Annotated in this window: 11 protein-coding genes; 6 read left to right on the top strand and 5 right to left on the bottom strand. The window is 41.1% G+C overall.

Annotated features, from left to right (window positions below; all coding sequences use genetic code 11):
* The first annotated feature begins 733 nt into the window (after nt 1–733).
* Nucleotides 734–1,714 (top strand): DMT family transporter, encoded by a 981-nt coding sequence (locus V7O64_RS12610; RefSeq protein WP_407355723.1) that lies wholly within the window; start codon nt 734–736, stop codon nt 1,712–1,714.
* A 10-nt stretch (nt 1,715–1,724) separates the two neighbouring features.
* On the opposite strand, the gene V7O64_RS12605 is transcribed toward V7O64_RS12610, so the two are convergent.
* On the bottom strand, nt 1,725–2,099 hold the full coding sequence (locus tag V7O64_RS12605) for a hypothetical protein (protein ID WP_407355722.1): 375 nt from the start codon (nt 2,097–2,099) through the stop codon (nt 1,725–1,727).
* A gap of 189 nt (nt 2,100–2,288) precedes the next feature.
* Here V7O64_RS12605 and V7O64_RS12600 point away from each other — a divergent pair, with 189 nt between their 5' ends.
* Nucleotides 2,289–2,726 (top strand): phosphate-starvation-inducible PsiE family protein, encoded by a 438-nt coding sequence (locus tag V7O64_RS12600; protein ID WP_407355721.1) that lies wholly within the window; start codon nt 2,289–2,291, stop codon nt 2,724–2,726.
* A gap of 45 nt (nt 2,727–2,771) precedes the next feature.
* The gene (locus V7O64_RS12595) at nt 2,772–3,476 is read left to right on the top strand and encodes a type 1 glutamine amidotransferase (RefSeq protein ID WP_407355720.1); all 705 of its coding nucleotides are present in this window, start codon (nt 2,772–2,774) and stop codon (nt 3,474–3,476) included.
* Nucleotides 3,477–3,608: 132 nt separating this feature from the next.
* Here V7O64_RS12595 and V7O64_RS12590 read toward each other — a convergent pair whose 3' ends face one another.
* The 3 genes from V7O64_RS12590 to V7O64_RS12580 all read right to left on the bottom strand — a co-directional run bounded on the left by V7O64_RS12590 (nt 3,609) and on the right by V7O64_RS12580 (nt 6,173).
* Nucleotides 3,609–4,487 (bottom strand): PHP domain-containing protein, encoded by an 879-nt coding sequence (locus tag V7O64_RS12590; protein ID WP_407355719.1) that lies wholly within the window; start codon nt 4,485–4,487, stop codon nt 3,609–3,611.
* 143 nt (nt 4,488–4,630) lie between these two features.
* Complete coding sequence (locus V7O64_RS12585) at nt 4,631–4,966, bottom strand: P-II family nitrogen regulator (RefSeq protein WP_407355718.1); 336 nt, start codon at nt 4,964–4,966, stop codon at nt 4,631–4,633.
* A gap of 10 nt (nt 4,967–4,976) precedes the next feature.
* The gene (locus tag V7O64_RS12580; protein WP_407355717.1) at nt 4,977–6,173 is read right to left on the bottom strand and encodes an ammonium transporter; all 1,197 of its coding nucleotides are present in this window, start codon (nt 6,171–6,173) and stop codon (nt 4,977–4,979) included.
* A 569-nt stretch (nt 6,174–6,742) separates the two neighbouring features.
* Between V7O64_RS12580 and V7O64_RS12575 the strand changes: the two genes are divergently transcribed.
* From V7O64_RS12575 to purB, 3 genes are all read left to right on the top strand, one after another.
* The gene (locus V7O64_RS12575) at nt 6,743–7,147 is read left to right on the top strand and encodes a DUF2178 domain-containing protein (RefSeq protein ID WP_407355716.1); all 405 of its coding nucleotides are present in this window, start codon (nt 6,743–6,745) and stop codon (nt 7,145–7,147) included.
* An 18-nt stretch (nt 7,148–7,165) separates the two neighbouring features.
* Nucleotides 7,166–7,360: a helix-turn-helix transcriptional regulator gene (locus tag V7O64_RS12570; protein WP_407355715.1), complete on the top strand. Its 195-nt coding sequence runs from the start codon at nt 7,166–7,168 to the stop codon at nt 7,358–7,360.
* 339 nt (nt 7,361–7,699) lie between these two features.
* Entirely contained in the window at nt 7,700–9,037 is a 1,338-nt protein-coding gene (purB, locus tag V7O64_RS12565; protein ID WP_407355714.1) for an adenylosuccinate lyase, read from the top strand.
* 27 nt (nt 9,038–9,064) lie between these two features.
* On the opposite strand, the gene V7O64_RS12560 is transcribed toward purB, so the two are convergent.
* Entirely contained in the window at nt 9,065–10,912 is a 1,848-nt protein-coding gene (locus V7O64_RS12560) for a histidine kinase N-terminal 7TM domain-containing protein (RefSeq protein WP_407355713.1), read from the bottom strand.
* Nucleotides 10,913–11,124: the final 212 nt, after the last annotated feature.

Below are 11,124 nucleotides of genomic sequence, written 5' to 3'. Positions count from 1 at the left end.
TATCATAGTATACATATATTTATATAGTAGTAAAATATACTATGAATTGTGGCAATAACTGTCATGCAGGAAATGCCAAAATGTACCAAACGGTGCGACGATATGAGCTTCATCCGAACAATCTCCGGAGATAAACGGAATTGCTTTGCATGGAGATGTGGGCCTGATACTTCTCCCCTCGGTATCTGAAAAACGAAAAATGCCCACATTTCCGAGTCCGGATAAATGGAGCAAAGGAGTATGAGCGGTTTCACGGGGGTTCGTGGAAACTGGAGTATGAGCACTTGGGGTGGCCATTCCAATAATATGGAATGGCTTCGGGGTTATTGTCAGGTTATTGTCAGACTGTTGTCATATTTTTGGGCAACTATTGTCACATGTCAAAGTGCGCCAGTGACTGCGCGTTATTTATGCTTATTATTATGGTTATTAGTTATGCCTGCCATTTATGTGATTTTGCTTTTTAAATGTGTATTCAGGCTACAATACAAAGTATATTCTTTTTTTCTGTTATGGATGCAAATTTATGAACTCAAATCTGTTTTAACACTTTATAGATGTTTTTTACTCCTTCTACTCTGTTAATAAGGTTTTTTATTGTTTTATGGTTTTGCTATTCTATTATTACTTATTTTATAAGCTGAAAGCTGTTTTTTTAAATTAATAATCAATAATGATTTTTAATTTCAGATTAATTTATATATTATAACGCTATTTCAGCAAAGCTAGAATTATGAATCTTAAAAGCAGTAAATACTCTTATTTAGAACTTATAATCTCATGTACTATATTTGGAACTAGTGGAATCTTTTTAAAACACATATATGAGATGCAAATAGCTTCTATTATCTTTTACAGGCTTATTTTTGGATTTATAATACTTGTGGCATATTGTATCTTAACTAAAAAACTTGATTTTATCTATCTTGGTAAAAAAAAGCGTTTTTTACTCTTAATTGGCGTTTTTAATGTTTTAACGCTTTATACCTATTTCACTTCTATTAAATATGCCGGCATTTCAATAGCCGTACTGCTGCTATATACAGCGCCTGTGTATGTGACATTATTTTCGCCTTTTTTCCTTAAAGACAGGGTTACAAAAAGGGGATTGTTGTCCCTGATCATCTCCATTACAGGTATACTCATTGTAATAATGCCAGGGGGCAGTAACCCTGGTTATGGTTCCGGTCTTATGATAGGCCTTATGTTTGGGGTCCTTTCTGGTCTTTCTTATAGTGGGACAATAATGACCGTAAGCTATCTCAGGGATGAGTATTCAGGTACAACTCAGCTATTCTGGTCAACTTTTATCAGCTTGCTGATCCTTTTGCCCTTTGGAAGCCAGGTGCCTTCAGACATCCTGCTCCTTAATCTGCCTGCACTGATCCTGTTTGGACTGATAACGACGGCTTTTGCTTCGGTACTTTATCTGAACAGCGCTGCCAGGATCCGTGCACAGACAGTAAGTGTTCTTGCATTACTGGAACCTGTAAGCGGGATAATCTTTGGTTTCTTTTTCCTGCAGGAGCCGATATTCCTGAACACCATACAGGGCTGTTTCTTCATACTGCTGGGCGCATTAGTTCTCATTGCCGAGCCAAAGGGGATTGACCTTGCCGCGGTAAGTTCAAAGCTTTACCGATCATCGCTTAGCAAAGACCAATTGTTCAGGGTGCCATTTGTGCCAGTTTCCAGTTACCTGAAAAAACAGTAGGTAATGACTTTTATTTTCTTCTGAATAACATGGAAATACAAAGTGCCATTGCCACTGGCAGTGCTATGTGGGAAAACTCAGGTATTTCATTTTCCTGTTCTCCATTGTCATCTTCAGAACTTCCTGTACCTGAAGACCTGTTGCTGCTGGTCACTGTACTGCGGCCTGTATGCTTCCACCACCCTGGCCTATCGTCAGTGTCATCAGGCGCTGACATCAACGGCATTGACCCCGGCTCACTTTCAGGAGTTTCGTTTGTGATATTGTTCATATCTCCATTGCCTGTATATTGATCAGGCATAAGGTATACAGCTATCAGTAATAGGAATATCGCCAAGCCTGCAATTGCATGATATCTTGTAAAATTCAACTTTCTCCCATCCATCAGTCAAGATTAGACTGTCCCTCAATCCAATATGTTTATGCTTGCTGTGAAATATATGTTTTTCCATATATTTGGCAATAAGTATTTCTTATATAGCAAAGCTTAATCTTTAAGCGATTTGATAGATGTTCTTTCCAATCTCTGCTGTTAGCAGTATCTTGATAAAGTTTTCAGATGGTGAATAAGTTGTTGCTAAAATATATTAATCTGTTCCAGTCCCTTACAATAAAGTTTGTTATTGTGATGATGGCGCTTGTTATCCTTAGTTCTACACTGGAAGTAGCATGGACCGTCTTTAATTATATGCTTACTGCACCTTTTTTCTTTATAGGTCTGGACAGGCTACTGGACATATTTTCCCTCTTCTTCTTAATTATAATAGGAATTGGATTGTTGGAGACCATTAAGATGATAATTGTCGAGTCGTCAATGAACGTCGACTTCATTATCCTTGTAGGCGTCACCGCAATCATAAGAAGGGTCATGATAATCGACCTGCAAAATACAGACCCGTTGTTCCTTGTGGGAATGGGTGTACTTACGGTTGCCCTGGCAGCAACATATTACCTTATCAATAGTTCCGAAAAGGAATTCAAATGCACACTCAATTACGATAATGAAAAGTAGCAAAGAAGGCTTTATCCCAGAAGAGTCCATTAATGGCAGAAATATATGAAAATACACTGTCTTGTTCATCTGGAATTTGAGACACTTGGTAATATCAGGGAATGGATCTGTAATAAAAAACATGCCCTTTCATTGGGTATACCTGCTGAGGATTCCGTTTTTCCGCAAATGGATGACTTTGACCTGCTTATAATAATGGGAGGGCTGATGAGTGTCTACCAGGAAGATGATTTCCCCTGGCTCAGGAATGAGAAACAATTCGTAAGAGATGTTATCGATTCAGGTAAAGCTGTTTATGGGGTATGTTTTGGTGCTCAGATGATTTCTGAAGTACTGGGTGGAAAAGTATCTCAGAGCCGTTATAAGGAAATAGGCTGGCATAAAGTAAGGTCGTTGGGTCCTTTTTATGAGGACGATTCTCTTTTCCATGTGCCTGCTGACTTTGTTGCTTTTCACTGGCATGGTGATACTTTCACACTTCCGGCAGGAGCAAGGCGCTTATTTGAAAGTGAAGCCTGCCCTGAGCAGGGTTTCATCTATGGTGGCAATGTGCTTGCAGTGCAATTCCATCCGGAAATTGATGAAGGATGTGTGGAAAACCTGATAAAGAACTGTGGTTCGGATCTTGTGGAAGGCAGATACATACAACATATGGAGGAAATTTGTGGAAGGGACGATCTGATACTATCTTCTTCCTCTCTGATGTTCTCAATACTTGACTGGTTTGAGAACAAAATCGAGCAAAGATGAGCAGGATAGTTTTGGCAGATGTTAGAATAACAATCGAAGATGATTTTTTAGTTTAAAGAAGAAAAGGGGATAAGTTTGTTGTTCCTCTGGACTGGTATCTCTGTCAGGAGTGAATATCTCCTGATGGAGGACTCAGGTCATTGTTGCTTGTCTCTGGTGGTCACTGCTTCTGCGCAATTGTTCGATAAGGTCCTGATAGTTGAACATCGAGTATGTATTGTATTCTCCAAGCTGGCACCGTGCAAATCTTTCCGGCCCGTGGAAGTCCGAACCACCGGTCATTATCAACTGCTTTTTTTTGCAGATCTCATACATCATGCAAACATGATCTTTGCTGCTTTTCGCATAAAATACCTCAAACCCGTCCAGCCCTGACCTTATAAGTGATTCGGATATATGGTGCAACAGCAAAATGTCATCTGTTTGCTCCAGCGTTCTTAGAATATGGGCGCAGACTGCTTTTCCACCCGCGCGGTGTATGGTTTTTATTACTTTTCTAGCGGGTAATTTCTGCATGACTTCTTCCAGGGGCGAGTTCCCTGAAAGCCAATGGTTATGGAACTCGTAATTACTGCCGGGCTTATTGATAACAGCTCCTGTAATGTCGTGTTTGGTGATTATTCCTTTGCTTGTATCTATTATGGAATAGTCTATTTCCCAGCCGAAAGATTCAAGGGCAGGGCACACTTTCCGGCAATAATCATTTGCATTGGACTTTGCACGTTCTGTCATTTTCAGGAGACTGTAATTCCGTGGGTCTATGCCATATCCGAGTATGTGTATCTCTATGCCCGGAAATTCTGTTTCAGATGTGAACTCAATGCCGGGTATGAGTTCTATTTCTTGCCTTTCACATTCATTTCCTGCAGATTCAAGTCCATCGACCGTGTCATGGTCTGTAATGCTTAAGACCTGCAATCCTCTTAATTTTGCAAGGCGCACGACTTCTTCAGGTAGGAGATCTCCGTCCGAATAGCATGTATGGGTGTGAAAGTCAGAGATATTGGGCATGATTCCACCTTCCTTGTCATGAAACGATTTAAAAACTGAGCTCTATAAATATAGATTTTATCTATATATTATATGTTGAAAGTCAGTAATATATAGTTGAAAACCCTCTTTTAAAAAAGAGAATGATAGAAATGCCATCTCTATCATTCTGATATTATCTCTTCATCGTTACGGATGGCGGCTACTATCTCCACCGGGGAGATGAATATTTTTCCGTCACCGAATTTGCCGGTCCTTGCACTCGTCCTTATTATCTCGATGATTGGTCTTACATCCCCATCCCCGACCACCATCTCTATCTCTGTCTTGGGGATCATGTCTACTTTTATCTGTTTACCTCTGTATTGAAGGCATATGCCCTTCTGTGCGCCACGACCTTTAACTTCATGCACCGTCATGGCAAAATAACCTTTCTCTTCTAATGCTGCTTTTACATCTTCAAGTTTTTCCGGCCGAATGACTGCTGTTACTTTCTTCATTCATATCACCTCAGGCGGTTGTAGATTCTCCGTGCTGGGAGATATCCAGTCCGATGTATTCTTCTTCTTCGGTCACACGCAATCCCATTACCTTATCTACGATCTTGGCAAGAATGAATGTCATTGCGAATGCGTATACCATGGCAACTGTAGCGTCAAGTAGCTGTATCATAAACTGGTTAACGTTCCCATAGATGAGCCCGTCAACTCCTCCAATGGCCGCGCTTGCAAATATCCCGGTTGCTATTGCTCCCCACAGGCCGCCCATGCCGTGAACGGCCCACGCATCAAGACTTTCATCAAGTCCTTTACGTACGCGCAGGAGCAGTGCGCCATAACAGAGAAGTCCTGCAAACCCGCCAATCACTATGGCAGACATGGGTCCTACAAATCCGGAGGCTGGAGTGATGGCGACAAGACCTGCAACTGCTCCACTGATAAGACCGAGTGAACTTGGTTTTCCCTTTATCCATGCTGCAGCCATCCAGGTGATCGCCCCGGCAGCTGCGGAGATATTTGTCACTACAAGTGCGTTGACTGCAATACCGTCTGCTGCAAGTGCGCTTCCAGCATTGAATGCGAACCATCCGAACCATAGAAGCGCTCCTCCCAGGAGGGTGGTTGTTATGTTCTCAGCTTCCATGCTGTATTTTCCAAACCCTGCACGGCTGCCGATAACAAGTGCAAGTGCAAGTGCACCGAATCCTGAGCTAATATGTACGACCGTACCTCCGGCAAAGTCAAGAGCTCCCAATTCGCCTGCCCAGCCGCCACCCCATGCCCAGTGTGCAAGAGGGTCGTAGACAAATGTTGTCCAGAGTAATCCAAGGACAATAAAAGAACTCAGTTTTATGCGCTCAGCAACTCCGGATGTAAGAATTGCAAGTGTTATTCCTGCAAACACCATCTGGAACATCATGAATAGCATATCGGGAATCCCGTCGCCATCCAATCCCACTCCTGCAAGGAACATGTGGTCCAGGCCTCCTATGAACCCTGCTATGTCCGGGCCAAATGCAAGGCTGTAACCAATTGTGACCCACTGGATGCTTACAATGGCAAAGGCAATGAAAGCCATGGCCACCATTGAAATTATGTTCTTACTGCGCACCATTCCGCCATAAAACAGTCCTACTCCCGGGGTCATCAACATGACCATGGCAGTACAGATGATGATGAATGCCGTATCTCCGCTATCAATCGCCACTTACATCACCTTTTTTTTTAAATGTGATTCTCTTTTTTGTTCCATAGTTCCACCTATATTTGTGTATATCCGCAGTATATCTGCAATAACTTTCTTACTTCCTATGTTCTCATATTTAAATATTTTGCTAAATGGATCTTCACCATAAACCCTTTACTTTGTAATCAAAACACCAGTTTATAGTCCAAATTTAAGTTTGTAGTCAAATTGCATATTTTCAAACAATTTCCTATTACTAAGTAGATATAAAGCTTAATTTTCATTGCAAAATCTGAAGTTACGACCTCACCTATGTTGCCGTGCCTATTGGCAAAGTGATTTAACTCCCCAATCCAAAATCACAACTATTTTTTATTGTTGACAACAAGTTAAATTTGATGTATTTTCCAGAATCAGCAGCAATAGAAATTACTGTTCATTGACTGTAGGGCAAAAGCATTACTTTATGGTCAATCCTGGTTTTTGTTTTATCTGCAGGGTGACTATTATGTGTAAAGAAGTGCAGTCTATTGTAAAGCATGGCATTCTTTATGAAAAGTTATATATACATTATGTAATATATACTTGACATGGTGATTAAAGTGCAAACCAAAGATACAGGTATGTTAGTTTTAGGGTTTTTTATAACCCTGATCGGAATAGGAATTCACATTTTTGAACCAGGATGGATTATAAATTCAAGTGGAACTGGCGGTGCATTCATAGGTGCCGGAATCGCACTGATCTTAATCAGTATCCGCAGCATCCGACTTAAGAATAAAGGAACCATAGTGGAAGATGAAAGAATATTTCATATTGCTGAGAAAGCCAGTCACAGAACTTTGGCGATACTTATAATCCTGGAGGGTATATTGATGGCGTTTCTTGGAGTTACGGCATTCGATATTCAGGCGTATCCTGTTGTGTCTCTATTGTTTGCAATAACAGTGTTGACATATGTGGGATTTTACTACTGGTACAATAGACAAATCTAATTCTGGGATGGATGTTGAATGAAAAATAATTTAAAAGTCTGGAGAGCAAAGAAAGATATTACTCAGGAACATCTGGCCAATGAAATGGAGGTGACAAGACAAACCATCAATGCTATAGAACGTGGTAAATATGATCCAAGTATAAAATTGGCCTTCAAAATGGCACGATTCTTCGAATGTTCAATTGAAGATATTTTTCTTTACGAAGAATGATGTTAATATGTATGTTAACATCACACTCACTTTTGGTATACGATTTCCTATGATCAGTAACCTGATACCATTATCAAGATAGATCAGGATTGTGCTTTATTGCAAACATCCTTACTTTATGATCAATATGTTTACTTTGTAGTCAAAACATTGAGTTTGTAGTCAATCGGGCTTTATGGTCAAGCCCTTAAATGTGACGTGATTTTTTTAAAATCTAACTTAGTGTCCTCACAAAGCCTATTTATTATTAGATGGACTATACCAGAGGCATAATCAATTCAACCGGGATCCTGAACAGAGCCCGGAGCACATTGACATCGATATAATGGAGATCATATAATGGCAATCCATCCCATAGAATACCGTTACGGAACAGAAGAGATGAAATTTGTCTGGAGCGAGGCAAATCGCCTGGAGAAGATCATGAAGGTTGAGGCGGCTCTTGCCAGGGCCGAGGCTGATATAGGGCTCATCCCCAAGGAAGCTGCGGATATAATAGAAGCCAGCATCGGTTCTGTGGAGCTTGAAAGGGTAAAGGACATAGAAGACGAGATCCACCATGATATGATGGCAGTTGTACTGGCTATTTCTGAAAAGTGCCAGGAGGATGCAGGTAAGTGGGTGCACTTTGGCGCTACTTCAAATGACATGCTTGACACAGCAACAGGCCTTCAGTTAAAAGAGGCTGTCAAGATCCTTGAAGATAAGATGCACAAACTCCTTGATGTGCTTCTTCTTCAGGCTGACACTCATAAGAATCTGGTATGTGCAGGACGTACACACGGACAGATCGGTGTTCCCACAACCTACGGACTCAGGTTTGCAATATGGGCCTCGGAGGTCGCACGTCATATAGAGCGCCTTGAGCAACTCAAGCCACGCCTTATAGTCGGGCAGATGACAGGCGCTGTGGGTACCCAGGCCGCGTTTGGCAAAGACGGGATTAAGATCCAGAAACTTGTGATGCAGTATCTGGAAATAGGCTCTGTGGATGTGTCCAACCAGATAATACAGCGAGACCGCCATGCTGAATTTGTAATGTGGATGGCAAACACTGTAACAACCCTGGACAAGATAGGCGTTGAAATACGTACCCTGCAGAGAAGCGAGATAGCCGAGGTAGAGGAGAGCTTCAGGAAAAAACAGGTTGGATCATCCACAATGCCTCACAAGCGCAACCCCATAAAGTCAGAGCAGATATGCGGTCTTGCAAGGATCGTGCGTGCAATGGTGGAGCCTGAACTCCAGAATAACACCCTCTGGGATGAAAGGGACCTTACCAATTCATCATGTGAAAGGATAGTGTTCCCTGAGGCATGTGTGCTCACGGACCATATCATAAAACTTGCAACAGGTGTTGTAGAGAATCTCCGTTTCTATCCTGGCAACATCCGTCGCAATCTTGATCTGCTCAGGGGCCTGAACATGGGGGAGGCTGTAATGATAGAACTTGCAAAGCGTGGCGTAGGTCGTCAGGAAGCCCATGAGCTTGTGCGCTCCAGTGCAATGGAGGCTCACGAGACCGGCAAACACTTCAAGGAAGTCTTGCTGGCAAATCCGGATGTTGCTAATTACCTAAGTGAAGAGGACATTAACAACCTGGTCGATCCTGACAAGTACATCGGCACTGCTGTGGAGCAGGTCGAGGCTGTAGTAGAGAAGCTTAAGAGGAAATGATTCCTCTGAATCTTTTTTGTGACACTTCTAAATTGTGATCTCTTTAGAGTCGATTTCTATTTGAAGGTTCAGTGTAAAATAGAATGTGCTTCCTTTTCCATGTTCACTTTCAAATTCCAGTTTAGAACCCATAAGTTCCAGAAGCTTGCTGGATATCGTTAGTCCTATACCTGTTCCTCCGTACCTGCGGGTAATTGAACCATCGGCCTGTGAAAAAGAATCAAATATTCTGGCCTTATCTTCTTCTGCTATGCCTATACCTGTATCTCTTACTGAAAAGTTGCACAACACCTGGTCTGTTTTATCAGGAAGTATGGAACTTTCTACATTTAACTCAATTATCCCTTCATCTGTAAATTTAATTGCATTGTTCAGAAGGTTAATCAACACCTGTCTTAATCTCAGATAGTCAACAATCACATATTGAGGCAGGTTTGCTGATATGTTTGATCTAAAATGAATTCCCTTTTGCTCAGCCTTAGTTCCAGCAATATCCGCAATCTGGCAGATCATGTATTTCAGTTCTACTTTTTCCGGATCAAGCTCCAGTTTTCCCGTTTCCATTCTTGAAAAGTCAAGCACGTCATTTACCAGGTCCAATAGTCTTTTTGCCGATGTATGGACTCTTTTGATGTAATGTCGTTGTGAATCGTTTAACTCTGTTTCCATCAAAACATCGGAAAAGCCAATGATTCCGTTAAGAGGTGTACGAATTTCATGGCTCATATTGGCAAGGAACTCAGTTTTGGCAAGGTTTGCCGCCTCCGCCCGGGCTGCCATATGTTTTTCGCGCTCATTTACTTCAGCAAGGCTTCTGTTTGTTTCAAGCAGTTTTTCTTCTGCCATTTTACTTATGGTGATATCTCTGATTATTACCATCCTGCCTATCATATCTTCATTTTCAATAGTTAGCGGCAGGAATTCCAGATTATACCAGACATGCTTGTCCTGTATTCTTTTCATTATTTCGATGCTTTTGATCTTATCCGGGTCGTTACTGGTTTCACTGTCAATGATCTCAGGCCAGGATCTCAATACTTCCTTTGCTGTTTTTCCAATATCTGAAGACTTAATCCCCAAGTGTTTTACAGCAGAATTGTTACAATCGACTATTCTTTTCATTTTATCGATTATGACCACTCCCTCCGGCAATTTGCCAAAAAGTGTGCTACGTGCCAGGGGGGCAATGTCCAATAATTTATACTGTGTTAGTCCAATATAGATTATCAGGGCAAAAAAAGTAAGTGAATAGGGCATCAGATCCAATCCCGGGAGGAACATTCCTGAAAGATAAAGCATCAGCACTATAAATGGGACCGTTGCTCCGGCCATTACGATACTGACCTGTTTTCTAAAAGCAGGTGTTACTTCGATCCACATATTAAGCAAAAGTGCCTGACCAAAGATGACGCAGAATAAATTGTAGATCTGCTGGACGGTATACCAGATTCCCGGTTCAAATGTCAGTGCAGGAAAAAAGCCATTGTGACTCATAAATATTTCTTTGTGATATAATGTGTGCTCTCCGAGAGTAAAAACGAGAATCAACGTTGTAAATGGGACTAAAAACAATGGAATAAGTGTTGATGTATTTAACCACGTTTTTTTTCCTGTATATCTTATTGTGAAGGTAAGGAAAAAAGAAGATATGAAGGGAATTCCGATATATTGCATTTTATAAAATATCAAAGCTGTGTTAAAGCTTGTAGAAGATATTTCCAGTGCATAGAAAAATGAATAGATGATGCTGCATGCCAGGAGCAATGAGAAGCATGTAGTTCCAGCTGCATCTTTGTGTTTTCTTATATGGAATAGCAGTGTACTTAGAATGAACACCAGGACAATTAAGGGAATTGCATAGTAGTTAAGATACATGTTAACTTCTTCTTATAATCAGCAGTTGCAATGATGTTGTGTTGAGCTTGCTAATCAAATGCTTCAACATACTACAATGTTCAAGTCAGGATCCAGTTATGTCCGGATATGTGACTTTTCGTTCTTTTTTTACTGCCCTGTCCAAACCCTTTTAATACAGATGTAAGTTTCTAACTTAATACGGGTATTAATTTAATAACTTAGCCTGTATT

Origin of the sequence: Methanolobus sp. WCC5, assembly GCF_045690325.1 — an archaeon.
Classification (GTDB): Archaea; Halobacteriota; Methanosarcinia; order Methanosarcinales; family Methanosarcinaceae; genus Methanolobus.
This window is presented reverse-complemented; position numbering and strand designations above follow the sequence as displayed.